The organism is Enterobacter cloacae complex sp. 394I7 (assembly GCF_057320345.1).
Map to the genome: position 1 here is coordinate 285,687 of NZ_JBXWCR010000001.1, position 25,412 is coordinate 311,098.

Annotated in this window: 26 protein-coding genes and 1 riboswitch; of the genes, 10 read left to right on the top strand and 16 right to left on the bottom strand. The window is 55.9% G+C overall.

The features are described from left to right. Window positions 1–69: 69 nt before the first annotated feature. On the bottom strand, window positions 70–978 hold the full coding sequence (gene yvcK / locus AC2FAP_RS01365) for a uridine diphosphate-N-acetylglucosamine-binding protein YvcK (protein ID WP_020884933.1): 909 nt from the start codon (window positions 976–978) through the stop codon (window positions 70–72). A 226-nt stretch (window positions 979–1,204) separates the two neighbouring features. Beyond that, a riboswitch (molybdenum cofactor riboswitch) is annotated at window positions 1,205–1,339 on the top strand. Here yvcK and moaA point away from each other — a divergent pair. From moaA to AC2FAP_RS01395, 6 genes are all read left to right on the top strand, one after another. Then, window positions 1,327–2,316 (top strand): GTP 3',8-cyclase MoaA, encoded by a 990-nt coding sequence (gene moaA, locus AC2FAP_RS01370; RefSeq protein ID WP_032681391.1) that lies wholly within the window; start codon window positions 1,327–1,329, stop codon window positions 2,314–2,316. (Overlaps the previous riboswitch by 13 nt.) Window positions 2,317–2,340: 24 nt before the next feature. Then, window positions 2,341–2,853, top strand: a complete 513-nt coding sequence (moaB, locus tag AC2FAP_RS01375; protein ID WP_020884931.1) for a molybdenum cofactor biosynthesis protein B — start codon at window positions 2,341–2,343, stop codon at window positions 2,851–2,853. A gap of 3 nt (window positions 2,854–2,856) precedes the next feature. Beyond that, window positions 2,857–3,342 (top strand): cyclic pyranopterin monophosphate synthase MoaC, encoded by a 486-nt coding sequence (gene moaC / locus AC2FAP_RS01380; RefSeq protein WP_008501142.1) that lies wholly within the window; start codon window positions 2,857–2,859, stop codon window positions 3,340–3,342. Further along, window positions 3,335–3,580, top strand: coding sequence for a molybdopterin synthase sulfur carrier subunit (gene moaD, locus AC2FAP_RS01385; protein ID WP_020884929.1), 246 nt, complete (start codon window positions 3,335–3,337; stop codon window positions 3,578–3,580). The genes moaC and moaD overlap by 8 nt, the downstream gene beginning before the upstream one ends. A gap of 1 nt (window position 3,581) precedes the next feature. Then, window positions 3,582–4,034 (top strand): molybdopterin synthase catalytic subunit MoaE, encoded by a 453-nt coding sequence (gene moaE, locus AC2FAP_RS01390; protein ID WP_014169225.1) that lies wholly within the window; start codon window positions 3,582–3,584, stop codon window positions 4,032–4,034. A 58-nt stretch (window positions 4,035–4,092) separates the two neighbouring features. Further along, on the top strand, window positions 4,093–4,800 hold the full coding sequence (locus tag AC2FAP_RS01395) for a Bax inhibitor-1/YccA family protein (protein ID WP_014169226.1): 708 nt from the start codon (window positions 4,093–4,095) through the stop codon (window positions 4,798–4,800). Between the two features lie 58 nt (window positions 4,801–4,858). Here AC2FAP_RS01395 and AC2FAP_RS01400 read toward each other — a convergent pair whose 3' ends face one another. The 3 genes from AC2FAP_RS01400 to AC2FAP_RS01410 are packed head-to-tail and all read right to left on the bottom strand — an operon-like array spanning window position 4,859 to window position 7,820. After that, window positions 4,859–5,821 carry a lysylphosphatidylglycerol synthase domain-containing protein gene (locus AC2FAP_RS01400; protein ID WP_014169227.1) on the bottom strand — a complete coding sequence of 321 codons (963 nt, stop codon included), beginning with the start codon at window positions 5,819–5,821 and terminating at the stop codon, window positions 4,859–4,861. Further along, window positions 5,821–7,062 carry a cardiolipin synthase ClsB gene (clsB, locus tag AC2FAP_RS01405; protein WP_079231252.1) on the bottom strand — a complete coding sequence of 414 codons (1,242 nt, stop codon included), beginning with the start codon at window positions 7,060–7,062 and terminating at the stop codon, window positions 5,821–5,823. The genes AC2FAP_RS01400 and clsB overlap by 1 nt, the downstream gene beginning before the upstream one ends. Continuing rightward, entirely contained in the window at window positions 7,059–7,820 is a 762-nt protein-coding gene (locus AC2FAP_RS01410) for an endonuclease/exonuclease/phosphatase family protein (protein ID WP_228175829.1), read from the bottom strand. Before AC2FAP_RS01410 ends, clsB begins: the two co-directional genes overlap by 4 nt. Before the next feature lie 133 nt (window positions 7,821–7,953). Between AC2FAP_RS01410 and AC2FAP_RS01415 the strand changes: the two genes are divergently transcribed. Further along, a complete protein-coding gene (locus tag AC2FAP_RS01415) occupies window positions 7,954–8,364 on the top strand; it encodes a YbhQ family protein (RefSeq protein WP_014169230.1) in 411 nt (136 codons plus the stop codon). Here the strand turns inward: AC2FAP_RS01415 and AC2FAP_RS01420 are convergent. Genes AC2FAP_RS01420 through cecR form a run of 5 tightly spaced genes read right to left on the bottom strand, consistent with a single transcriptional unit; the run spans window position 8,326 to window position 13,966 of the window. Then, window positions 8,326–9,432 (bottom strand): ABC transporter permease, encoded by a 1,107-nt coding sequence (locus tag AC2FAP_RS01420; protein ID WP_014169231.1) that lies wholly within the window; start codon window positions 9,430–9,432, stop codon window positions 8,326–8,328. The two genes, AC2FAP_RS01415 and AC2FAP_RS01420, sit on opposite strands and share 39 nt — an antisense overlap. A 9-nt stretch (window positions 9,433–9,441) precedes the next feature. After that, window positions 9,442–10,575 (bottom strand): ABC transporter permease, encoded by a 1,134-nt coding sequence (locus tag AC2FAP_RS01425; protein ID WP_410383858.1) that lies wholly within the window; start codon window positions 10,573–10,575, stop codon window positions 9,442–9,444. Beyond that, on the bottom strand, window positions 10,565–12,304 hold the full coding sequence (locus tag AC2FAP_RS01430) for an ATP-binding cassette domain-containing protein (RefSeq protein WP_410383860.1): 1,740 nt from the start codon (window positions 12,302–12,304) through the stop codon (window positions 10,565–10,567). The genes AC2FAP_RS01425 and AC2FAP_RS01430 overlap by 11 nt, the downstream gene beginning before the upstream one ends. After that, complete coding sequence (gene hlyD, locus AC2FAP_RS01435; protein WP_014169234.1) at window positions 12,297–13,292, bottom strand: secretion protein HlyD; 996 nt, start codon at window positions 13,290–13,292, stop codon at window positions 12,297–12,299. The genes AC2FAP_RS01430 and hlyD overlap by 8 nt, the downstream gene beginning before the upstream one ends. Next, window positions 13,289–13,966, bottom strand: coding sequence for a transcriptional regulator CecR (gene cecR / locus AC2FAP_RS01440; protein WP_014169235.1), 678 nt, complete (start codon window positions 13,964–13,966; stop codon window positions 13,289–13,291). The genes hlyD and cecR overlap by 4 nt, the downstream gene beginning before the upstream one ends. Window positions 13,967–14,203: 237 nt before the next feature. Here cecR and rhlE point away from each other — a divergent pair, with 237 nt between their 5' ends. Together rhlE and dinG are read left to right on the top strand one after the other, a co-directional pair. Further along, window positions 14,204–15,592 (top strand): ATP-dependent RNA helicase RhlE, encoded by a 1,389-nt coding sequence (gene rhlE, locus AC2FAP_RS01445; protein ID WP_020884924.1) that lies wholly within the window; start codon window positions 14,204–14,206, stop codon window positions 15,590–15,592. A 96-nt stretch (window positions 15,593–15,688) separates the two neighbouring features. Further along, window positions 15,689–17,866: an ATP-dependent DNA helicase DinG gene (dinG, locus tag AC2FAP_RS01450; protein ID WP_025204630.1), complete on the top strand. Its 2,178-nt coding sequence runs from the start codon at window positions 15,689–15,691 to the stop codon at window positions 17,864–17,866. On the opposite strand, the gene AC2FAP_RS01455 is transcribed toward dinG, so the two are convergent. The 5 genes from AC2FAP_RS01455 to AC2FAP_RS01475 all read right to left on the bottom strand — a co-directional run bounded on the left by AC2FAP_RS01455 (window position 17,853) and on the right by AC2FAP_RS01475 (window position 23,223). Next, window positions 17,853–18,356 (bottom strand): fimbrial protein, encoded by a 504-nt coding sequence (locus AC2FAP_RS01455; RefSeq protein WP_020884922.1) that lies wholly within the window; start codon window positions 18,354–18,356, stop codon window positions 17,853–17,855. The two genes, dinG and AC2FAP_RS01455, sit on opposite strands and share 14 nt — an antisense overlap. 5 nt (window positions 18,357–18,361) lie before the next feature. Beyond that, complete coding sequence (locus AC2FAP_RS01460) at window positions 18,362–19,351, bottom strand: fimbrial protein (protein ID WP_228175827.1); 990 nt, start codon at window positions 19,349–19,351, stop codon at window positions 18,362–18,364. Window positions 19,352–19,373: 22 nt separating this feature from the next. Then, the gene (locus tag AC2FAP_RS01465; RefSeq protein ID WP_250368719.1) at window positions 19,374–21,917 is read right to left on the bottom strand and encodes a fimbria/pilus outer membrane usher protein; all 2,544 of its coding nucleotides are present in this window, start codon (window positions 21,915–21,917) and stop codon (window positions 19,374–19,376) included. 26 nt (window positions 21,918–21,943) lie between these two features. After that, window positions 21,944–22,618, bottom strand: coding sequence for a fimbrial biogenesis chaperone (locus AC2FAP_RS01470; protein ID WP_059305587.1), 675 nt, complete (start codon window positions 22,616–22,618; stop codon window positions 21,944–21,946). Window positions 22,619–22,686: 68 nt separating this feature from the next. Continuing rightward, window positions 22,687–23,223: a fimbrial protein gene (locus tag AC2FAP_RS01475; protein WP_014169244.1), complete on the bottom strand. Its 537-nt coding sequence runs from the start codon at window positions 23,221–23,223 to the stop codon at window positions 22,687–22,689. Window positions 23,224–23,479: 256 nt separating this feature from the next. On the opposite strand from AC2FAP_RS01475, the gene ybiB reads away from it, so the two are divergent. Further along, window positions 23,480–24,442, top strand: coding sequence for a DNA-binding protein YbiB (gene ybiB, locus AC2FAP_RS01480; protein ID WP_040016981.1), 963 nt, complete (start codon window positions 23,480–23,482; stop codon window positions 24,440–24,442). Between the two features lie 115 nt (window positions 24,443–24,557). Here the strand turns inward: ybiB and ybiJ are convergent, their stop codons facing one another. Together ybiJ and AC2FAP_RS01490 are read right to left on the bottom strand one after the other, a co-directional pair. Then, window positions 24,558–24,818 (bottom strand): DUF1471 family protein YbiJ, encoded by a 261-nt coding sequence (gene ybiJ / locus AC2FAP_RS01485; protein ID WP_020884917.1) that lies wholly within the window; start codon window positions 24,816–24,818, stop codon window positions 24,558–24,560. A gap of 285 nt (window positions 24,819–25,103) precedes the next feature. Continuing rightward, window positions 25,104–25,370 carry a DksA/TraR family C4-type zinc finger protein gene (locus AC2FAP_RS01490; protein WP_014169247.1) on the bottom strand — a complete coding sequence of 89 codons (267 nt, stop codon included), beginning with the start codon at window positions 25,368–25,370 and terminating at the stop codon, window positions 25,104–25,106. Between the last annotated feature and the right edge of the window lie 42 nt (window positions 25,371–25,412).

Below are 25,412 nucleotides of genomic sequence, written 5' to 3' on the forward strand. Positions count from 1 at the left end.
GCCGCAGGCTGTCATTTTTTTAGTGTTTGCTCTCTCCCGTGGGAGAGAAGTTGGGTGAGGGCATAATCTCTATCCCAGGTCCTGAATCGCTTTCTCCAGCGCTTCACGCAGCAGGTGACGGTCGTGGCGATATTTGATATCGCTTGCTTCCAGCGGCTCCTGCACCACTACGCGATCGCCAATCCCTGATACATCAACTTTCGGGCCGACCACTACGCCATCGATGATTTTCTTCCCGACGTACTGCTCCATCAGATTCAGTTTGTCCGCCAGCGACAGGCTGGCCGCCGCCGGGCTCAGCTCACGGCCTAAATTGCCGATGTAAACCATGGGGGCGGGCGTTCTGCGCAGGGCCTGTGCCAGCTCTTTGACCAGTAAAATGGGCATCAGGCTGGTGTAAAAACTGCCCGGCCCAATCAAAATCAAATCCGCTTCGCCGATGGCCTCAATGGCTTCACGCGTGGCGGGCACGCTTGGGTAGGTCATCAGCTCTTTTGGCGGCACGGTAAGCTGGTCGATGTTCACTTCGCCATAAACCTCGTGCCCTTCCGCATCGATTGCCATTAAATCGACCGGTTGTTCGGACATTGGGATCAGGAACGCGTCAACCTTGAGCAGGTTTCGGATCAAATTGATGGCTTCCAGCGGGCGCACTGACAGGTGATCCAACGCTTTAAGCATCAAATTTCCAAGGTTATGCCCGGAAAGTTCGCCGTTACCGCCAAAACGGTACTCAAACATCGCCGACGCGACGCTCGGCTCGGTAATTAACTGGTTCAGACAATTACGCATATCGCCCCAGGCGATACCCCCTTCCGCGCGTCGAATACGCCCGGTGGAGCCGCCATTATCCGTGGTTGTCACTATCCCTGTCAGCCTTGAGCCAAGTGAAGACAGAGAAGACATCACTCGCCCCAGACCATGGCCTCCGCCAAGAGCGACAACACGGTCAAGATCCGCAAAAGTGCGATTGCGCATACACATTCCTTATCACGTTCGATCTGCGTAACACTACCCTAACTACCCCTAAAAGACGATGCCTCACCCGGCGCAAAATGACGTATATCAATGTGAATATGCTGTTTTTAGGTATTCTGTAGCGAAAATACACGATTATGTCGTTATGTATATGGTTATATAGCGTTAAGTGATAATGGCGAAGGGAAGATTTCCGCGCTACTATCGCCATAACCACGTTTTCAAATTTGAAAACATACACTCGAGCCCTGGCGCCTGTGTCGAAAGATATGGCGTCCTGGCCGTGGCGAATATGCCACCAGGGTACAGAAAGAAATGACTGTGCCTCCCGTCTCTGGAAAGGTGTACATGGCTTCACAACTTACTGATGCATTCGCGCGTAAGTTTTTTTACTTACGTCTGTCGATTACCGATGTGTGCAACTTCCGTTGCACCTACTGCCTGCCCGATGGCTACAAACCGGGCAGCGTCACCAATAACGGCTTTCTCTCCGTGGACGAAGTGCGCCGCGTCACGCGCGCATTCTCTGAACTCGGCACGGAAAAGGTCCGCCTGACCGGAGGGGAGCCCTCTCTGCGTCGTGATTTCCCCGATATCATTGCTGCGGTGCGTGAGAACGATCGTATCCGTCAGATTGCGGTCACCACCAACGGGTACCGCATGGCTCGTGACGTTGCAACCTGGCGCGACGCGGGCTTAACCGCCATCAACGTCAGCGTGGACAGCCTCGATGCCCGCCAGTTTCATGCCATTACCGGCCAGGATAAATTCCGCCAGGTGATGGATGGAATTGACGCGGCGTTCAGTGCCGGGTTCCAGAAGGTCAAAGTCAATACGGTGCTGATGCGTGACGTCAACCATCACCAGCTTGATACCTTCCTGGCGTGGATCAAATCCCGCCCCATCCAGTTGCGTTTTATCGAGCTGATGGAAACCGGCGAGGGCAGTGAGCTGTTCCGTCGGCATCACATCTCCGGGATGGTGTTGCGAGATGAGCTGCTGAAACGCGGCTGGATCCACCAGATCCGTCAGCGCAGCGACGGCCCGGCGCAGGTCTTTTGTCACCCGGATTACGAAGGGGAAATCGGGCTTATCATGCCGTATGAGAAAGACTTCTGTGCCAGCTGTAACCGTCTTCGCGTCTCCTCCGTTGGTAAGCTGCATCTGTGCCTGTTCGGGGATGGCGGTGTCGACCTTCGCGATCTGCTGGCGGAAGACGCCCAACAGGCCGCGCTTGAAGCGCGGATTTCTGAAGCTCTGACGCACAAAAAACAGACCCACTTCCTGCATCAGGGCAACACCGGCATTACTCAGAACCTGTCCTACATTGGCGGGTAATCAGGCTTAAGAAGGAACCAGAAGATGAGTCAGGTTAGCGCGGAATTTATCCCGACACGCATTGCTATTCTTACCGTTTCCGACCGCCGCGGTGAAGAGGATGACACCTCCGGCCACTGGCTGCGCGATGCGGCACATGATGCCGGGCACAGTATTGTTGATAAGGCGATCGTGAAAGAGAACCGTTATGCCATTCGTGCACGGGTCTCTCAGTGGATTGCCAGCGATGAGGTGCAGGTGGTGCTGATCACCGGTGGCACCGGCTTTACCACAGGCGACCAGGCTCCCGAGGCGCTCGTCCCGTTGTTTGACCGGGAAGTGGAAGGCTTTGGTGAAGTGTTCCGCATGCTCTCGTTTGAAGAGATTGGCACCTCCACGCTGCAGTCGCGTGCGGTGGCCGGTGTGGCGAACGGCACGTTGATTTTTGCCATGCCCGGCTCGACAAAAGCGTGTCGCACCGCGTGGGAAAATATTATTGCGCCGCAGCTGGATGCCCGTACCCGTCCGTGTAATTTCCATCCCCATTTAAAGAAATAAGTTATGTCGCAACTGACCCACATTAACGCCGCTGGCGAAGCACATATGGTAGATGTCTCCGCCAAAGCCGAAACGGTGCGTGAAGCGCGTGCTGAAGCCTTCGTGACCATGTTGCCAGAGACCCTGGCGATGATTATTGACGGCAGCCATCACAAAGGCGATGTCTTTGCCACCGCCCGCATCGCCGGGATCCAGGCTGCGAAACGTACCTGGGACTTAATTCCGCTCTGCCACCCGCTGATGCTGAGCAAGGTGGAAGTCAACCTGCAGGCGCAGCCGGAGCACAACCGCGTGCGCATCGAGTCGCTCTGCCGCTTAACCGGGAAAACCGGGGTTGAGATGGAAGCCCTGACGGCGGCCTCTGTCGCCGCGTTAACTATCTATGACATGTGCAAAGCGGTGCAGAAAGATATGGTGATTGGCCCGGTTCGTTTGCTGGCGAAAAGCGGTGGTAAATCCGGTGATTTTAAGGTGGACAGCCATGATTAAGGTGCTCTTTTTTGCTCAGGTCCGCGAGCTGGTGGGCACCGACAGCCTGACGCTTGATGCCCCGTTTGACACCGTTGCCGACCTGCGTGCGCATCTTGCCGCGCAAAGCGACCGCTGGGCGCTGGCGCTGGATGAAGGCAAGCTGCTGGCCGCGGTTAACCAGACGCTGGTGGAGCTGACCCATCCGCTGACGGCCGGGGATGAAGTGGCCTTCTTCCCGCCGGTGACAGGGGGCTAAGATGGCTGAAACCCGAATTCTGGTAGGTCATGATCGTTTCAGCGTTGGTACAGAATATGACTGGCTGGCAGAGCGTGACGAAGACGGTGCGGTTGTCACCTTCACCGGCAAAGTGCGTAACCATAATCTCGGCGACAGCGTAAAGGCGCTGACGCTGGAACACTACCCGGGCATGACGGAGAAATCCCTCGCGGAGATCGTTGAACAGGCGCGTGGCCGCTGGCCGCTCGGGCGAGTGACGGTTATCCACCGTATTGGTGAAATGTGGCCTGGCGAGGAAATCGTTTTTGTCGGCGTGACCAGTGCCCATCGTAGTAGCGCGTTTGCCGCAGGGGAGTTCATTATGGATTACCTCAAAACCAAAGCGCCATTCTGGAAACGTGAAGCGACGCCGGAAGGCGACAGGTGGGTTGAGTCGCGTGACAGCGACAAAGAAGCCGCCAGTCGTTGGTAGTCGGTTTGCGTGAATGTGTTAGTCTTAACGTGTGTGTCTACTTAATCAGGAGTGAATCATGGACCGATTTCCGCGTTCCGATTCAATAGTACAGCAGACCCGTACCGGGCTGCAGACGTATATGGCTCAGGTTTATGGCTGGATGACGGTCGGTTTACTGCTGACCGCCTTTATCGCATGGTATGCAGCCAACACGCCTGAGCTGATGATGTTTATCTTCTCAAGCAAAATCACCTTCTTTGGGCTGATCATCGCGCAACTGGCGCTGGTCTTTGTTCTCTCCGGCCTGGTGCAGAAGCTGAGCGCCGGAATGGCGACCACGCTGTTTATGCTCTATTCGGCACTGACGGGGCTAACGCTCTCCAGCATCTTCATCGTGTATACCTATTCCTCCATCGCCAGCACGTTTGTGGTCGCTGGCGGGATGTTTGGTGCGATGAGCCTCTACGGCTACACCACGAAGCGTGACCTGAGTGGTTTCGGCAGCATGCTGTTTATGGGGCTGATTGGGATTGTGCTGGCGTCGCTGGTGAACCTGTGGCTGAAGAGTGAAGCGCTGATGTGGGCGGTGACCTATATCGGGGTGGTGATCTTCGTCGGTTTGACGGCCTACGACACTCAGAAGCTGAAAAATATTGGCGAACAGATTGACGTACGCGACAGCTCAAACCTGCGCAAATACGCGATTCTGGGCGCCCTGACGCTGTATCTGGACTTCATCAACCTGTTCCTGATGTTGCTGCGTATTTTAGGCAACCGTCGTTAAGGGTGTTTCCCTTACCCGACCTGCGTTGCGCAGGCCGGGTAAGTTCTCCCGCCAGACCTCACTTCGCTAACGCTTTCTCATTCTTCGCCCGGAGTTTCTTCGCCCGACTCTCCAGCACCAGATAACACACCGTTGCCAGCGCCAGCGGCAGGAAGTAATAGAGCATACGGTAGGCCAGCAGGGCGGCAATAATCGTACCCTGTGAAACATGCTCTCCGGCGAGCAGGGCGATAAATACCGCCTCCAGCACCCCAATCCCCGCCGGGATATGCACGATCACGCCGGCAATGCTGCTGACCAGCAGCACGCCCAGCACAAAGAAGTAATTCACATCTTCACCAATGAGCATCCAGATAATCGCCCCCATCGCCATCCAGTTGGCGCTGGACACGGCCATCTGCAGGACCGCGAATTTCCACGAAGGCAGCACCAGTTTTTGCCCCTTGATGGTCATGTGTCGGCGTTTGGCAAAGGCGCAGGCCCAAAGATAGAGCGCAATGATGAGCAGTAATGCAAAGCCTAAAATCCGCAGCGTGGTTTCATCGATGTACCAGTGCGCAGGCAATTGCACCACGCCGATGGTGAAAATCACCCCGCCGAGCAAAATGTAACCCAGCCAGTTGGTGGTGATGCTGAGGGAAAAAATACGCGTAATGGTCCCGCCCGGCAGGCCGAGGCGCGAGTAAAGGCGATAGCGCATGCCGATCCCGCCCACCCAGGTACTCAATGTCAGGTTAAAGGCGTAACAGATAAACGACACCAGCATGACCTGGCGCTTCGCGAGCTTATGGCCGCAGTAGGCACGCCCCAGCAGGTCATAGCAGCCGTACATGAGGTAGCTCACAATCACCAGACCCACCGCGCCCAGCAGCACCAGCCGGTTGTAGTTGCGGATAACTTTCCACACCTCTTCCCAGTCAACTTTCTGGGCGTAAACCACCAGCAGAACCGCGACGGCGATGAAAAACAGCCAGGTGAGGATCTTTTTAGCCAGCCGCCAGCGTGGATGTGATTTCGACATCAGGTTTTCCCTCCATCTTCCGCTTCAACGCGGTCCTGGGTTTCCATTTCGGGCTGGACAGGCGGATCCACAAGCGCAAGTTTTGGCGTGTGCGCCGGCAGCCAGCCCACCATCGCCGGGAAATGACGCAGGAAGTGGAACACCACCACGCTAATGCCCAGATTCCACCAGGTGCGTTTGGGCACCATGGATTCGTCCACGCGCACGCAGTCGTTCACGATCAACGCCTGCAGGTTATCCCTGAGAGTCTGGTTGAACTGGCGATCGTGGATGATCAGGTTAGCTTCAAGATTCAGTGACAAACTCAGCGGATCGAGATTGCTGGAGCCCACGGTGGCCCAGTGATCGTCCATCAGGGCAACTTTGCCGTGCAGCGGCCGGCGGCGATATTCGTAAATTTGTACGCCACCTTTCACCAGATAGTTGTACAGCAACCGGGCACCGATTTTGACAATCTGCATGTCCGGCTCGCCCTGAACAATGAGCTTCACGCGCACGCCGCGTCGGGCCGCATTGCGCATGGCATGCAGCAGGCGATAGCCCGGGAAAAAGTAGGCGTTGGCGATAATCACTTCGCGCTTCGCATTCGCCAGCATCTTCAGGTAATGCCGCTCAATGTCGTCCCGGTGCTCACCGTTATCCCGCCAGACAAACAACGCCTGCGCTTCACCGGGGTGACGGTTCTCTTCCGGACGATGATGGCGGCGCTGCCACCAGCGACGGGCAGCCTCTTTACCGGGCAGGTTTTCCAGCTCAAAGAGCAGGATATCCTGCACCACCGGTCCTTCAATGCGAATCGCGTAATCCTGCTTGGCTTCCGGGCCGTAATCGGACATATGTTCAGCGGAGTAGTTAATGCCGCCAACAAACGCTACCGTCTCATCCACCACCACAATTTTGCGGTGCATCCGGCGGAAAAGATTGGTACGCATGCCGAAAAGGCGAGGACCAGGATCGTAATAACGGAACACGACGCCTGCTGAGGTGAGCTCATTGACGAACGCATCGCTGAGGTCCGGTGAGCCATAGCCATCCAGCAGCACTTCGATTTTGACGCCACGCATGGCAGCACGCAGCAGCACGCTGTGCAACTGCTTACCGACGTCGTCTTCGAACCAGATAAATGTCTCAAGGATCACTTTCTGCTTTGCGTGGTCAATCGCGTCAAACACCGCGGGGTAATATTCATCTCCGTTGACCAGCAGCGTGATCCGGTTGCCTTCCTGCCATGAACATTTCATAAGTGGATCTCCGCGCTGAGCGGCGCATGGTCGGAAAGATGTCGCCAGTTAAGTAACGCCAGTGTCGTCGGGCTGCTGGCATGGGCGTTTTTCACGTAGATTCTGTCGAGTCGCAAAAACGGGAACCGTACCGGAAAGGTGCGTGCAGGCCTGCCGTTTGCACGGGTGAAAATCTCCTCAAGTCCCGCATCAACCTTCAACGGATGGTTAGCACGCTGCCGCCAGTCGTTGAAATCACCGGCCACGACCACGGGTTCACCTTCGGGCAGGGCATTGGTCCATTCGGCCAGCATTTTTAGCTGTGCCTGGCGATGGGCTTCGCGCAGGCCCAGATGAACACAGCCCACGTGCACCGGGAACGCCAGGTCCGGTGGGGCGATACGGCAGTAAAGTAGCCCGCGTTTTTCACTTTCACCCACAGAGACGTCGCGGTTCTCGTAATGTTCAATGGGAAAACGTGACAGCACCGCATTACCGTGATGCCCTTCCGGGTACACCGCGTTGCGCCCGTAAGCGTAATCACTCCACATGGTGTCGGCCAGGAATTCGTAGTGCGGGGTGTCCGGCCAGTTTTCAAAGTGAAGCGGATGCACTTCGTGCGCGCCCATGACTTCCTGAAGGCAGACAATGTCCGCGCTGACGGTGCGTACCGCGTCGCGCAGCTCCGGTAAAATGAAGCGGCGGTTAAATGCTGTGAAGCCTTTATGAATGTTTATCGTCAGCACTTTAAGCGAGAAATGCTGCATTTTTTTGGTCATACGTTCCTTCCAGGGTGACTATCCCGATGAAAATAAAGTGTAGTAGGCGTCACAAAAAGATGCGGTGTTACGGAATTTTCCGTAAAGTGCGGTAGTCTGATTAAGCAGAGAAAAATCCTTCAGGAGAGAAGCCATGAAGTGGCAACAACGCGTTCGTGTCGCAACTGGCCTGAGTTGCTGGCAGATAATGTTGCATTTACTGGTCGTGGCCGTACTGGTGATGGGCTGGATGAGCGGCACGCTGGTGCGGGTCGGCTTAGGGCTATGCGTCCTCTATGGCGTCACCGTACTGTCGATGCTGTTTTTACAGCGCCACCACGAAGCACGCTGGCGTGAGGTGGGTGATGTGCTCGAAGAGCTCACCACCACCTGGTACTTTGGTGCGGCGATGATTGTGCTTTGGTTGCTGTCGCGTGTGCTGCAAAACAACCTGCTGCTGGCCCTGGCCGGTCTGGCAATCCTCGCAGGGCCTGCCGTGGTCTCGTTACTGACCAAAGAGAAAAAGCTACGCGATGTTTCGTCTAAACATCACGTACGCCACTGAGCCCGTCGTGGCCGCTATGATCAGTAGCGGCCACAAACTTCCCCAGACAATGTCCAGACTCGCATCCTTCAGATAGATCTGCTTGGTGATATCCGTGAAGTGCCGAATCGGGTTTATCCACGTCAAATCCTGTAACCATACCGGCATGTTCTCGACGGGTGAGACGTAGCCCGAAAGCAAAATCGCCGGCATCATAAAGACGAACACGCCAATAAATGCCTGCTGCTGGGTAGAGCAGAGCGCGGAAATCAGCAGTCCAAACCCGACCAGCGACAGCCCGTAAATCACCATGGTGAAGTAGAACAGCGCCAGCGAACCGGCGAACGGGATCTGGTAGGCCCATATTCCCACGCCCAGCACGATGGTGGCCTGGAAGGTCGCGACAATCAGCGCCGGAACCGCTTTGCCGACGAAAATTTGCCATGTTGCGAGCGGGGAAACCAGCAGCTGATCGAGCGTCCCCTGTTCGCGCTCACGGGCGACGGAGAGTGACGTTACGATCATCACTCCGATGGTGGTGATCATGGCGATCAGCGATGGCACCACGAACCATTTGTAATCCAGATTCGGGTTATACCAGTTGCGCACCACCAGCTCGCTGTTGTTGGGTTTCGGTTTCCCGTCCATCAACTCCTGTTGGTAATCTTTCACCACCTGCTGAAGATAGTTGGCTGCAATCTGGGCGCTGTTGGAGTTGCGCCCGTCGAGGATTAACTGCATTGGTGCCGTCTGGAAGGTATCCAGGTTGCGGGAAAAATCGGCCGGGAAACGCACCAGCAATAACGCTTTTTGCGTATCGATGGTGGGCTGGATCTCCTGCGGGCTTTTCAGCAGCAGGATGTGGGTAAAAGCCTTCGCCCGGGCGAAACGCTGCGTCAATTCGACAGAATGTTTGCCGTTATCTTCGTTGTAGATAGCAATGGTGGCGTTAGTCACCTCCAGCGTGGCGGCAAACGGGAAGAGCAACACCTGAAGCAACACCGGTAATACCAGAATGGCGCGCGTCTGCGGCTCGCGCAGCAGCGACTGCAGCTCTTTGCGTATCAATGTCCATAAACGGTGAAACATGTTCGCTCCTTAATCCAGACGCCGTTTGGTCTTTATCCACGTCAGCCCAATAAACATCGTCGCCGATGCCAGCAAAAACAGCGTGTTGATGATCAGCACCACCGGAATATTCCCCGCCAGGAACAGGCTTTGCAGCGTACTCACGAAGTAGCGCGCCGGAATAATGTAGGTCACGGCACGGATCACGGCGGGCATGCTGTCTATCTGGAAAATAAACCCGGACAGCATAATCGACGGCAAAAAGGCGGCGTTCAGGGCCACCTGCGCGGCGTTGAACTGGTTACGGGTGATGGTGGAGATAAGCAGCCCCATCCCGAGGGTGCTCAGTAAAAACAGACTGGTGATAAAGAACAGCACCACCAGCGATCCACGGTACGGCACGCCGAGGATAAACACCGAGACCAGCATGCAGAGCAGCATCGCCAGCATGCCGAGGAAGTAGTAGGGGATAAGCTTACAGAGCAGCAGTTCAACCCGTGTGACCTCGGTAGACAACAGCGCCTCCATGGTGCCGCGTTCCCACTCGCGGGCAATCACCAGCGAGGTCAAAATGGCGCCAATAACCGTCATGATGATGGTCACCGCACCCGGGATAATAAAATGCTGGCTAATGGCCGCAGGGTTAAACCAGTAGCGCGTCTGCACGTCGATCAGCGGTTCGAAGGTTTCCCCGCGATCTTCGGCGCGCTGCATTTGCCACAGCTGCCAGATGCCCTCCACATAGCCTTGTACAAAGTTCGCGGTGTTTGGCTCGCTGCCGTCGGTGATCACCTGCACCGGCGCACTGGCATCGGTACGCGCCATGTTGGCGGCAAAATCCACCGGGATCACCACCAGCCCGCGTATCTTCCCGGCCTGCATCATCTGGATTAACGCCTGCCGGTTGTCGCTGATGGTGGCGTGGATGTAAGGGGAGCCGGTCATGGTGTGGGTGAAATCAAGCGCCTCTTCGCTCTGCTGCTCCAGCAAAATCCCGACCCGCAGTTTGCTGGAGTCGAGGTTGATCCCGTAGCCAAAGATAAAGAGCAGCAGCAGGGGGATCACCACAGCGATCAGCCAGCTGCTGGGGTCACGCACGATCTGGCGCGTCTCTTTGATACACAACGCACGCACCCTGCGCCACGAAATGGCGTTATTGCGCATGGGCATTCTCCTTATCCCAGTCGTGGATGAGGGTAATAAACGCCTGTTCCATGGTCGGGTCCGGCACCTCGTCATCGGCGGCCTGTTCTTTCAGGTCGTCCGGCGTACCGTGGGCAATCAGCTTGCCGCGATACACCAGCCCGATGCGGTCGCAGTATTCCGCCTCATCCATAAAGTGGGTGGTTACCATGACCGTGACCCCTTTCTCCACCATGCTGTTAATATGCAGCCAGAACTCGCGGCGGGTGAGGGGGTCAACGCCGGACGTCGGCTCATCGAGAAACAGGATATCGGGTTCATGCATTAATGAGCAGGCCAGTGCCAGCCGCTGCTTGAAGCCGAGCGGCAGTTCGTCGGTGGCATGGGAAGCAATGCCCGTCAGGCCAAAGGCCTCGCTCATGCGGTGGATTTTCTCGTTCTGCGCGCGGCCCCGCAGGCCGTACACGCCGGAGAAAAAGCGCAGGTTCTGCTCGACCGTCAGGTTGCCATACAGCGAGAATTTTTGCGCCATATAGCCCAGATGCTGACGCGCCTTGCCGGAGCTGACCTTCAGGTCCATGTCGAGCACCAGCGCTTTCCCCGAGGTAGGTACCAGCAGGCCGCACATCATCTTAAAAGTGGTCGATTTCCCGGCGCCGTTTGGCCCGAGCAGGCCAAAAATCTCACCGCGTTTCACCGCGAAATTGACGTTATCGGTGGCGGCAAAATCCCCAAATTTTTTGGTGAGGGATTTGGCCTCAATCACCGTTTCACCCGGCGTACCTTCAACCGTATGCAGGATCGCGGCGAGGGGGGATTCTGATGTCCCTGCGCCGCCGAGCAGATCGATAAACGCATCTTCAAAGCGTGGCGCGGTCTCCTCCATCTCAATTTCAGGCATTCCCGGTGCACGGCGTATATCGTCCGCGGTCGCCTCTTTCGTGAGGATCACGCGCACCGAACGGCCCTGAATCATTCCATCGCTGACCTGAGGTAGCTTTAGCACCCGCTGCAGCAGCTGACGGTTGGAGGCCTGGGCGCTGTGCAACAGGAAGCTGCGACCAGCCATGCTCTGCGTCAGCGTGGTCGGCTCTCCCTGATAAAGCAGCTCACCTTCGTTCATCAGCAGAACGTCACGGCACTGTTCCGCTTCATCAAGGTACGAGGTGCTCCAGAGGATCAGCATCCCATCGCCGGCTAACTCATGCACCATCTGCCACAGCTCGCGGCGCGAAATCGGGTCGACGCCCACGCCGGGTTCATCGAGCAAGAGAACCTTCGGCTCGCCCACCAGCGTACAGGCCAGCCCCAGCTTCTGTTTCATCCCGCCGGAGAGCTTGCCCGCCAGCCGGTCGGTGAAGGGGCCAAGCGAGGTAAATTCCAGCAAACGGGCAAAGGTCTTCTGACGGGTTTCGCCAGTGACGCTGCGCAGGTCAGCATACAGATTGAGGTTTTCCATCACCGTCAGGTCTTCATACAGACCAAACTTCTGCGGCATATAGCCCAGCATGGCATTGAGCGCGCCATCGTCTTTAATCGGGTCGAGTCCGAGCACGCTGGCGGTTCCTTCATCGGGCTTTAACAAACCCGCCAGCATCCGCATCAGCGTCGTTTTGCCTGCGCCGTCCGGGCCAACCAGCCCGGTCACATAGCCTTTCTGAATGGTACAGTTCAGCGGGGCGACGGCAGGTTTTTCCATCCCCGCGAAGCGTTTGACCAGATTGTTGAGCTGAATAACCGCGTCATTCATGTCGTTCCCCGTCGCTGACTTTTACGGTGACAGGCATGCCCTGACGCAGCGCGTCGTCGGCATCGGTCACGATGATGCGCAGGCGATAAACCAGGTCGGTACGCAGATCCGGCGTTTCAACCGTTTTGGGCGTGAATTCAGCCGTCGGTGACACAAAGCCAACTTTGCCATGATACGGTTTATCCGGCCGACCGTCGGTGTAGAGCAGCAGCTCGCGGCCCGGCTGCATCTGGCCGAGGTTAGGCTCATCAATGTAGGCGCGCACCCATACCGGACGCGTCAGAGAAAGCGTCAGGACGGTGCTCCCCGCACTTAACATGCTGCCCGGCTCCACGGCGCGGGTCATCAGCGTGCCGTCAGACGGGGCAATGAGCGTGGTGTCGTGCAGATCCAGTTCCGCCTGCGCCAGCTGCGCCTGCGCCTGTTCCAGGCTGGCTTTTGCCTGCGCGATGTCCTGCGGGCGGTTACCGGTGTGGTACTGGCTTAATTTATCCTGGGCGGATTTCAGCGTCGCCTGGGCCTGGTCGCGGGAGGAGCGGGCGTTTTCCAGGTCGTTGGCAGAAATGGTGCGGCTTTTCCACAGCCCCTGCTGACGGGCATAGAAGTTTTGTGCGTAGTCATAGGCGGCCTGCGCCTGTTTGACCGCGGCGGCGGCCTGAGCAATCTCTTCGTCACGGTAGCCGGCCAGCATCAGGTCATATTGCGCCTGCGCCACGGAAACGCCTGCTTTCGCCTGCATCAGCGCGTTCTCGTACGGGGCCTTGTCGAGCATCCCCAGCATCTGACCGGTTTTGATGGTATCGCCTTCATCAACGGTGAGGGAGGCCAGGCGTCCCCCGACGCGGAAACTCATATTCACGGTGCGAATATCGACGTTACCGTACAGCGTCAGGCCTCTGTCCTGGTGACTTTGATACCACAGCCAGCCGCCGATACCTGCGGCAAGCAGAACAACGACCACCAGAATGATGGCGACAGGTTTTTTCATGACTTCAGGCTCCTTTGCGTTAAGCCTTGCAGGATCAGATCGAGATGACAGGTGATGACCTGGCTAATCTGCGCGGCTTTATCCTCATCAAATTGTGTCCAGCCGGTGCGTAACAGGATCGTTTCGCGCCCAAGACGGAAGGCGAGAATTTCACCCAGCAGGGCGTGGGTATGCAAAATAGTCTCGGTATCGTCGGCGTCTCGTCCGGTATAGGCCGCGATCAGCCGGGTCAGGTGCGTATGCATCGGGGCAATCACCTGATCGTGCACTCGCTGGTAAGCCGCCGTAGGGGAGAGCTGCTCACGGGAGATGAACTTACTCAGGCTCAGCGTCTCGTCGTGGGTCAGCAGGCGAATCATATTGTCGCAGGCGCTGATAATCAGCTGCCTGATGGCGGCGCGATCCGGCGACGGCTGGCTCAATAGCCCGCTGGCCTCTTCAACGTGTGGCCGAAAATGGTTACCGATAAAGTCGGCGATCCACTGGGCACAGGCGAGGTACAAATCCTCTTTTGAGCCAAAATAGTAGGTAATGGCCGCAATGTTTTGCCCGGCCTGCGCCGCGATGTCCCGCGTGGTGGCATGCAGACCATATTCGCCAAACTGCGCCAGCGCGGCGGCAATAAGCTGGTTTTTGGCCTGTTCACCTTTCGATGTCGTTGGGGTCGTATTCATGGCGGTTTTAAAAATTAATCAATCGATTGATTAACATTATGCCCGGTTGCCCTTTTTGTCCAGTGACCACACGGCGGGAAATCTTTCGTCAACGCAGCGCCGCGGGATATTTTATGCGCCACGTCACAAAACCTGCTACACTCCGCTGCTTCACGACATTGTGGTTTTTGTCCTTCCCTATTCGTTATATCTCCCTGAAAACTACACCTGTGATGGTCGGGGCGGTTCGGAGTTTTTATGTCTTTTGATTCCCTTGGCCTGAACCCTGAAATTTTGCGCGCTATCGCAGAGCAGGGCTACGTCGAGCCAACCCCAATCCAGCAGCAGGCTATTCCGGCCGTTCTGCAGGGCCGCGACCTGATGGCCAGCGCCCAGACCGGTACCGGTAAGACCGCGGGTTTTACCCTGCCGCTGTTAGAGCTGCTGGTAAAAAATCAGCCGCACGCTAAAGGACGTCGTCCGGTGCGTGCCCTGATCCTCACCCCAACGCGTGAGCTGGCGGCCCAGATTGGTGAGAACGTGCGTGAGTACAGCCGCTATCTCAACATTCGCTCGCTGGTGGTTTTCGGTGGAGTAAGCATTAACCCGCAGATGATGAAGCTGCGCGGTGGCGTGGACGTGCTGGTGGCAACGCCGGGTCGTCTGTTGGATCTTGAGCACCAGAATGCCCTGAAGCTTGATAGCATCGAAATCCTGGTGCTGGACGAAGCTGACCGCATGCTGGATATGGGCTTTATCCACGACATTCGTCGCGTGCTGGCTAAGCTGCCGCCGCGTCGTCAGAACCTGCTGTTCTCTGCCACCTTCTCTGATGAGATCAAGGCGCTGGCGGAAAAACTGCTGCATAACCCGCTGGAAGTGGAAGTGGCGCGTCGCAACACCGCCTCTGAGCAAATTACCCAGCACGTGCACTTCGTTGATAAAAAGCGTAAGCGGGAACTGCTCTCCCATATGATTGGTCAGGGCAACTGGCAGCAGGTGCTGGTCTTTACCCGTACCAAGCACGGCGCTAACCATCTGGCGGAACAACTGAATAAAGACGGTATCCGCAGCGCGGCGATCCACGGCAACAAAAGCCAGGGGGCACGTACCCGCGCGCTGGCTGAATTTAAATCCGGTGACATTCGCGTCCTGGTTGCGACCGACATTGCTGCCCGCGGTCTGGATATTGAAGAGCTGCCGCACGTCGTAAACTACGAGCTGCCAAACGTACCGGAAGACTATGTTCACCGTATCGGTCGTACCGGTCGAGCGGCGGCAACCGGTGAAGCGCTCTCGCTGGTGTGTGTGGATGAACACAAACTGCTGCGTGATATCGAACGTCTGCTGAGAAAAGAGATCCCGCGCATCGAAACCCCGGGCTATGACGTGGACCCGTCCATCAAGGCGGAGCCTATTCAGAATGGCCGTCAGGGCGGCGGCGGTGGTCGTGGTCAGGGTGGCGGGGGGCGCAGTCAGCAGCCGCGTCGTTCTGAAGGCGGTGCACCGAAAGCCGCGGGCAAACCTCCGCGTCGTAATACAGAGGCTAAGCCAGGCGGTGAAAGCCCATGGCGTAGCGGCGAGGGGAAACCGGCAGGGGAAGGGCAGCGCCGACGCCGCCCGCGTAAACCTGCTAACCCGCAGTAATCTGGAAGCCCGGTCGTAAAGCCGGGCTTTTCTTTTGCGGCAGCGGAAAGAAAGTGCCACAATAGTGGCTGTTTATACAGTATTTCAGGTCCTCCGATGGCTTTAACCGCGGCGCTCAAAGCGCAAATTGGCGCCTGGTATAAGGCGCTACAACAGCAGATCCCCGATTTTATCCCCCGAGCGCCTCAGCGGCAGATGATTGCTGATGTGGCAAAAACGCTCTCCGGGGACGACGGACGACATCTGGCGATTGAAGCCCCGACGGGTGTCGGGAAAACCCTTTCGTATTTAATCCCGGGCATTGCCATTGCGCGGGAAGAGCAAAAAACGCTGGTGGTCAGCACCGCTAACGTGGCCCTGCAGGATCAAATCTTCAGTAAAGACCTGCCGCTGCTGCGCAAAATCATCCCTGAACTGCGATTTACAGCCGCCTTTGGCCGCGGGCGTTATGTGTGTCCGCGCAATCTCGCGGCTCTCGCCAGCAGTGAGCCCTCTCAGCAGGATCTGCTGGCCTTCCTGGATGATGAACTGACGCCGAACAACAAAGCGGAACAGGAGCAGTGCGCGAAGCTAAAAACCGAGCTCGACAGCTACAAGTGGGACGGCCTTCGCGATCACACCAGCCATGCCATCAGCGATGATTTGTGGCGCAGGCTCAGCACCGATAAAGCCAGTTGCCTTAACCGCAACTGCCACTACTACCGCGAGTGCCCGTTCTTTGTCGCACGGCGGGAGATTCAGGAAGCGGAGGTGGTTGTCGCTAACCACGCGCTGGTCATGGCCGCGCTGGAGAGTGAGGCCGTCCTGCCGGAGCCCAAAAACCTGCTGCTGGTGCTCGATGAAGGCCACCATTTGCCGGATGTGGCGCGGGATGCGCTGGAGATGAGCGCCGAAATCACCGCGCCGTGGTTCCGCCTGCAGCTGGATCTGTTCTGCAAGCTGGTGGCGACCTGCATGGAGCAGTTCCGCCCGAAAACCACGCCGCCGCTGGCGGTGCCCGAGCGGCTGAGCGAACATTGCGAAGCGGTCTACAGCCTTATTGCTTCCCTGAATAACATTCTCAATCTTTATCTCCCGGCGACCCAGGAAGCAGAGCACCGCTTTGCGATGGGAGAGCTGCCCGACGAGGTGATGGAGATCTGCCAGCAACTGGCGAAGCACCTTGAAAAGCTGCGCGGGCTGGCGGAGATGTTCTTAAACGATCTCAGTGAGAAAACCGGTACCCACGACGTGGTACGTTTGCACCGCATTCTGCTGCAGATGAACCGTGCGTTGGGCATGTTCGAAGCCCAGAGCAAGCTCTGGCGTCTGGCCTCGATGGCGCAGGCGTCCGGTGCGCCGGTCACCAAATGGGCAACCCGTGACGTGAAAGACGGACAGGCGCACCTGTTTTTCCACTGCGTGGGGATTCGTGTTGCCGATCAGCTGGAAAAGCTTATCTGGCGCAGCGTGCCGCACGTTGTAGTGACTTCCGCGACGTTGCGTTCCCTGAACAGTTTCTCCCGTTTACAAGAGATGAGTGGGCTGAAAGAGAAAGCCGGCGACCGTTTTGTGGCGCTGGATTCGCCGTTTAACCACTGTGAACAGGGCAAGCTGGTCATTCCGCGCATGAAGTATGAGCCGCTTATCGACAACGAAGAACAGCATATTGCCGAAATGGCAGCGTATTTCCGCGAGCAGCTGGAGAGTGAAAAATATCCCGGCATGCTGGTCCTGTTTGCCAGTGGAAGGGCGATGCAGCGTTTTCTGGAGCACGTTACCGACCTGCGATTACTGTTGCTGGTGCAGGGCGATCAGCCCCGCTACCGGCTCGTAGAGCTGCACCGCAAACGCATTGATAACGGGGAACGTAGCGTACTGATCGGGCTGCAGTCATTCGCGGAGGGGCTGGATCTGAAGGGGGATTACCTGACGCAGGTGCATATCCATAAAATCGCCTTCCCGCCCATCGACAGCCCGGTCGTCATCACCGAAGGTGAATGGCTCAAAAGCCTCAATCGCTATCCGTTCGAGGTCCAAAGCTTACCCGCGGCGTCGTTTAATCTGATTCAGCAGGTGGGGCGTCTGATCCGTAGCCACAGCTGCTGGGGAGAGGTGGTGATTTATGACAAACGTCTGCTCACCAAAAACTACGGCCAGCGGTTACTCAACGCTCTGCCTGTTTTTCCGATTGAACAGCCAGACGTGCCCGATGTTAAAAAACGTCCGGCAAAACCTGCCGCCGGGCGGCGTAAAAGCGTCCGTACGAAGGGGCGCGGTCCTACTGGTAAGTAAAGGTCACCTGGACCACACTGTTAAACGTTCCGGCGGTGACGGGCAATGCGCTGGCATAATAGCGGGCAGCCAGAGGAAACGTTGCCGTGTGGTCCGCTGAGTTAACCGGAACGTTAAAGGCTGCCTGCGGGGCAATGAGTATATTGTCCTGGCGGTCTGCCAGTTCCAGAGCCAACCCTTTCGCACTGCCGATATTGGCGAATTTTGTCGGGTGCGTACTGTCGGCCTGACCATAGAAAAAGGCGGTCGCCAGCGCAAGTGTGGGAGGGCAATGCGAGACCGAGAGCGTAAAGTCTTTCCACGCGCCGGTATCGCCCACATTTTTAAAATCCCCTGTTACCGCCTGGCCTAAATCCACCGTCAGGTTGCGGCTGGCGCTGTCAATAATGCAGGTGTTGGCGTAAATATTGCCTGTCATCTGGATCTGAATATCGTCCGCCTGTGCCCGGGCAATCAAGCCGAGAATCAGGATCGCAAGTGTCTTTTTCATGTTGGTCACTTATAAGCCAGAGTGATCGTCGCCACGGTATTGGCTGGCCCCGGTGTCACCACGTTGCTGACCTGTTCGTAACGAACCTCGAACGGTATTCGCAGGGTTTCGTTGGCGATGGCCTGGCTTCGGGTGCTGACATAGGTGTCAAAGGTGGCGAGATGGTCATCAAAGAGCATTCTCACGCCCACGCCGGTTGCCATGCCGTTCTGCTGAGTCAATTTGATCACCCCTTCGAATGCCGTTTCGTAGCCGTTTGCGCTGGTCACCTTTAGCTCAGGCTGGACGGTGCTGTCGCAATTAATCGTGATGTCAAAGTTTTGTGCAGGGCTGGATAGCAACCCGATACTGATAAAATCACTGACGGGAAAATCGCCCAGGTTCACGGTGAGATTTTTGGGCAGGACAGAGCAGGTAACCGTTTCGAGATTCACATTGCCCGCATAGGAAATCGTATTGGGATCGCTGATGCCTTCATGCTGATAAACCCCGACACCAAATTTAGACTCCGCCTGAGAAAGCGAACCTGATTTGACCGTATTGCTCGTTTTCACCAGTTCCAGTGTGACATTAAAGTTAAAGGACTCAGAAATGTCGTTGGAGACATAGCCCAGCGGCGTGCCGCTTGAATTACAGTAAATTCCCCCGGCACCGGTAATTCGCTGGCCTTTGTCATTCATCAGCGCTACGCCAATTCCTTCCAGCCCTGATTCATACACCCCAGAAAGGCCGGGGATCTCTAGACCTGCGCCGTAATAGCACGCAACAATCGGAAGCCCGAAGTCAGAAGGGTTATAGCAGTTGCCCGCCACGTGAACGGTCTGCTCGGTACCCGGAATGGTGGCACCTACCGGCAACGTGCTCGAGACGGATACGGAGGCCACATTAATCTGTTTTGGCAGATCGGATGAGGTACAGAGCGCGTTAGCATGTGGCATAAATAACGCGGCGGTTCCCAGAACCAGGAAGAAAAAGCACTGTTTAATCATTTGCATAATGGTTTGCCTGAACGGTGAATCAGTGGCACTGCGCAGCAGCGTTAAGGATGTTGGTTTTCTCTGTCTCATCCGTAAGGACGTAGTCGGCCTCGCAGTGCTCGCTCGCATCCTGTCCCCAGGTGACGGCGAGATGCCCTTGCTTTGGCAGGCCGGAGAGATAGGTCTGGCCGTCATTGCCGACAATAAATTCGCTGTCCTTATCCTCCGTTGTTACCGTCGCACCGAAGGGCAGCGGTTTACCGTTGTGCGTCAGCGTCATCAGGACGCGGCTGCCCACGCGGGTATTAAAGCTGGCGCGCACCACGGCCCCGCGTGTCGGGGTCACAACGTACGCTGCGTGCGTCACGTCGGCCTCGTCGGGCAGGGTTTCGGTATCCAGCGCAATGGTATTGTGGCGATAAGGGGTAACAAACGGCACGACGGTATAGCCGCGGAAGTCGGTCTCAACGCCCGTCTGATTGGCGATATGCGTACCGTGTGTTCCCGGTGCTTTCACCAGGGCGATGGTCTCTCCGAGCGGCTGGCTCAGGGTTATGCCGTTGGCGTGCACGATCGCGCCACCCTGCAGCCCGACGTTTACGGTTTGCTGATATTTATCCTGGCTTACCCCGCCGCTCACTTCGCCATAGGTCGCTTTATAATCGGCGTTCATGCTGGTGGAGTTTCCGCTACCGGTGCTGCTCAGCCCCTCCTGAATATTCCAGTTCAGGTTGTCTCCCTTCAGCGCGGTACCGTTAAGGCCGATGTTCTGCGTCGTACCGTCTTTGGTGTTGTTGAGGTTGTAGGTGGCCCAGGTGTTATGCATCCAGCGATCCAGTGGAACGGAGACGTTTAACGAGAACTGGTTGTCGTTCATCACATCCTCACCGTTCGCATCGCTGTCCTGGGTGTTTTTGTTCATGCTGTAGCTCAGGCTGTAGCTGACGCCGTGCCAGCTATTGTTGTAGCTGACGCTCATGGAGGTCATATCCTGGCTCTGGCTCCAGTAGGTCTCTTTGACCAGGCTCAGGGTGACAGAGCCCCAGCCCGCGGGCAGCGTCTGGTCGACGGTGGCTTCCGTTCGGGCACGTCGCTGCTGCGGCGCAGACCCGTCATCTGAACGGGTGTAAGACTCCATCGTGTCTTCCAGGGTGTAAAACCCTTTGCTGTTGTAGCGATAGCCCGCCAGGGAGAAGTGAGTGCCCGAGGCGACAAAATCTTTGCTGTAGCGAACGCGCCAGGAGCGGCCTTTGCTGGTCTGCTGTTTTTTCAGCAGCGCTTTGGCGCGGGTGACATCAAGGGAGAAAGCACCCAAATCGCCCAGGTTTTTCCCGACGCCCAGCGCCCGGGACTGATAATGGCGACTCTGCTGCGCACCACCGTAGGCGGTGAAACCCAATGGCATGCCGTAGATGGCGCTGCCCTGGGCAAACGGGGTTTGTTCGACGTCCTTGTCGTAAGACCGGTAACGCCCGGCGGTCACGCTGTAGCGGAGATTCTTTTCACGCTGCAGTACCGGGACCGAGGCGTAGGGCACGACAAAGTGACTTTCGCTGCCGTCGGTCTCTTTCACGGTGACCTGCAGATCGCCGCTGCTGCCGGTGGGATAGAGATCGTTAATTTCAAACGCACCGGGTGCAACCGTGTTCTGATAAATGACGTAACCGTTCTGACGAACCATCACCAGCGCATTGCTGTGGGCAGTGCCGCGAATAATCGGCGCATAGCCTTTTTCACTGTCCGGGAGCATGTCGGTATCGGATTTCAGCTCAACCCCGGTATAGGGCACGCTGTCGAAAACGTCCGACGGGGAGGTGCTTTGCCCGACGGTCATATCGCTTTTCATCGCCACGATATCGCGTTGAGCATAGGTGTAGACGGAGGAGAACCTGTGCTCTTCCTCGTTGCCCGTTGTGCTGCGATTCCACGTGGAATAATTGCGTATGCGCCAGGCGCCCACATTGAGGCCCGGGCGCAGGTTAACGTACTGGCTGCTGTTATCCTGCTCTCCCTGTACACGGGCATGGCTCTGGCTGGCGGTGGCGCTGTAGTTCAGCAGACCTGCGGTGATCCCTTCGTCGAACGTTTTCGGGTCGATATACCCGCGTGGGACCTGGCCCAGCGCCGTTTGTGGAATACTGAGCAACAGTTGCTGATGACGAACCTGAAACGTTGCGGATGCCGCGGGAATGGCGCTTATATCGGCGCACTGGCCTTTAGCCATCAGCGCGGGATTCTGCCGGGTTTTGATCCCAAGGTTTTTTAGCTCATCCAGGCTAAAGCAGGGTTGAAGAGAATGATTGCCCTGAGCGTCTTTTATTAATTTGAACGTGACATCACGGGTATCAATTTTATTATTGTTGATGAAAATGTTGACCTGATATTTTCCGGGGGCTTGTCCCGGTCCTTTTTCATAAACAGACAGGTCGGTTTTCCCCTGTTGAGGATTATCAATATCCAGTAATGCCGGGTTGAAGTAATCATCAGCCATAACCTGCTGCGCAAAGATCGCCAGTGCCAGGCCACATAAAATGACCAGCATTGAAGAAAGGCGATGGATGAACGGCTTTTTATGGCTGTACATGATGATATTAATAGCCTGAGTGGGTGTTAATGAACGGATGCCGACCAGGTCTGACTGATGCTGCCGTAATCAGTAATAACGGAGTAGGTGACGGTCGACCCGCTGGCATTATCGGGTAAGGCAAAGTGCGTTTCCGTTTTGGGGACTGCCCAGGTGGCTTTATCCACTTTATGGCCGTTAAGCATCACCGTCTGGAAATTCATATAGAAAGGCGTCGGGTTATTCACAACCAGGTCGTGACCTTCACGATGCCACTGAAGCTTGTCCGCCACAGCCTCGGGTTTGCCTGTTATTGCTGACGGGCGATACAACAATTTAATGCGTGTATTAATGGCAATCTGCAGGGTATTTACCCCTTCGACGTGCTTTGACGAGGGAATAGCTTTGATATTAAGCCAGTAGAGAGATTCACGATCCTCGGGCAAATTCCCGCCGGTGCGCACGACACGCAGGACGTTATCCTCTTTTGCATCGAGACGAAACAGCGGTGGGGTGATCAGGAAGGGGGCTTTAGCCGGGTTTTTACCGCCAGAATCAACCCAGGACTGTACCAGATAATCCGTGGCATCTGGGTTTGAAAGACCCAGAGACGACTCCTTTTTGTCGCCCTGATAGACCAGGCGTGTGCCATTAATAACGACACCGGCATGGGAAGTGGCGGCTACCAGTAAAAGAGCACTCAGTAAATAACCGTGGCGCATAAAGGTATCTCAATAAAAGAAGAGATATTAACTCTCAGAACAGAGCTAATATCTCAGGATGGATAATATCAGTTATAAATAACGGTGAAGGTCGACACGGCGTTTGCCAGGCCTGCGGTGATTGCAGCCTGGGTCTGAATATAACGGGCTCCAAATTCCAGGTTATTGACCGCCGTACCGGAGGCTAACGGATATTGCTGAGAGGGCGTATACAGACTCACCGGTTGCTCAGACGCGTCCACCAGTTGAATAGCGACACCTGTTGCAGCATCTACATCCGGCGTTAATGCCAGCGTAGTGTTGTTATCCGGATCCGGCGTGCCGCCGAAGTTAATGGCGGCGGAAGTCACGGTCTCCGGGCAATTCTTTAATTGAATATCAAACTTGGTTAATGTGCTGGTAGATCCAGCCCCGGTAAATACCGTTTTAGACACTTTGCCTAACTGAACATTTAATGGATTACTTAACCCGTTCACTACCTGACAAGCAGAATCAATAATTTCACCGGTGAAGTTAATCTGACCTTCACCGTTTGTTGCCGCAAATGCGGATGCAGAACATCCTGCCGTTGCGGCGATAAATAAACCTATAGCAACCTTGTTCATAACAAATCCTGGTATGTTTCTGGTGAGAACGTTGCCTGGACGTTTTCACCGTTGACCTTAAATGATTTTCCGTTGGTTATTTAATCAGAAACGGGTGGGGTAAGAATCTTCAACGGCAATCACAAATAATTGAAATAGTGCTTGAGTTTCTTTTTTCGTCATAAAAACAGAAGGATGATCCGGTTCAAAAACACTAACGGCCAGACGTTCTTCAGGGCTATATTGTTAACAAGATGAAGCTGTCAGGAGAGATGTCGTGGATTATCGCAAAATTATCAAAGAGGTAGGACGAGGGAAAAATCATGCCCGCGATCTGGACCATGAAACCGCTCGTGCGCTCTATACGCATATGCTCAACGGTGACGTACCCGACCTTGAAATGGGCGGTATCCTGATAGCGCTGCGTATCAAAGGAGAAGGCGAAGCGGAGATGCGCGGCTTCTACGAAGCAATGCAGGCGCAGACCCTGCGCTTAAACGCGCCAGTGGCAAAACCGATGCCGATTGTGATCCCGAGTTATAACGGGGCACGTAAGCAAGCCAACCTGACGCCGCTGCTCGCTATTTTATTGCACAAGCTGGGCTTCCCGGTGGTGGTGCATGGCGTAAGCGAAGATCCAACCCGCGTGCTGACTGAAACGATTTTCGGCATGCTGGGTATCGAACCCACACGGCATGCCGGCCAGGCACAGGCGAAGCTTGATGGCCATCAGCCGGTTTATATCCCTGTCGGAGCACTCTGCCCCCCGCTGGAGAAGCAGCTTGATATGCGCTGGCGCATGGGCGTGCGTAACAGCGCGCATACGCTGGCGAAACTGGCTACGCCGTTTGGCGAAGACGCGGCGCTGCGTCTTTCCAGCGTCTCTCACCCGGAGTACGTGACGCGCGTGGGGAAATTCTTTGAAGACATAGGCGGCAGGGCCTTGTTGATGCACGGCACGGAAGGCGAGGTGTATGCTAACCCGCAGCGCTGCCCACAGATGATGCTGATTGATTCCGCTGGCACGCGCGCCATTCTCGAGCGAGGGGAAGAGCGTTCCGACGCGATCCTGCCTGACGCAAAAGATCCGCATACCACCGCCCACTGGATTGAGCAGTGCCTGGCCGGAAAGGTTCCGGTACCGCACGCGATCAAGTTGCAGATGGCCTGTTGCCTGCTGGCGACCGGTGAAGTTGAATCCGTAGAGGCAGGGATGGAACGCGTCGGGGAGACGTTTTAAGCCCAAAAAAAAGCCCGTCCAGTGGCGGACGGGCAAGCAAGGGTAACAACAACAGGGTCAATGAGGGTTGGAGCAGCTCACCAGAGGGTATGGCGAGGGTGGAGCATTCAGTCAATTACTTATAGATAACCGCAGTACCGCTCAGTTTGTTATTGGTGTTCGCGGAGGTGATGGTGTATCCGCTTGCACCGGCAGCAGCAGCTTTCTCAGCCAGTTTCGCTTCCAGACCGTCCAGAGTGGTCGCGCCTTCAGCACTTACCACACCGAGTTTGTTCATGCTCTGCGCCTGAGATGGAGAAACAGGTTCTGCAGCAAAAGCGCCGAAAGACAGAGCGGACAGGGCAACAGCAGCAACAGCATATTTGATGGTTTTCATAATTAATCTCTCGCAGGTGATTCTGTTAAGGGGACGATGTTCCGTCGATGTGATAAGTATCACGTTTTTTTATGCGAGAGAAAATCGAAGAGAATTGACGTGGTTGCTCAAAAAAATTGAATGACAAATAACTTATTGAATATTAATAAATTCAGAGGACGACTTTACACTTCTTGTAGCTGCGCTTTACAGACGCGACGAGAAGGGCACATTTTGCTACGCGGTTCGCAAAAAACCGTGAGCGTAAAGGTAACCGCTTGCGCCGTTAACTTCGGTAAAGGAAAGTCAACGTAGCTGGCTGTCTTTCGATCCTCTGCGATTATATCCTGAGTGCGCGCTATTTTTCGAATCTTTCTCCTGCTGGCAGGCGATGCATAACCGCACGCCCGGTATGGCTTTGCGCCGCGCTTCCGGGATCACTTCTCCACACTCTTCACATTCATAGAGACTTTCACCGCGCGGAATTTCACCGCGAGCGCGCGCAACCGCATCTTCAATTGTACTGTTGATTTGTTCGTTAACGGCGTCATCATTTGCCCAACCGGAAGCCATGGTTTACTCCTGGGTTCTGTTAAACCTTGTTTTTACTATGGG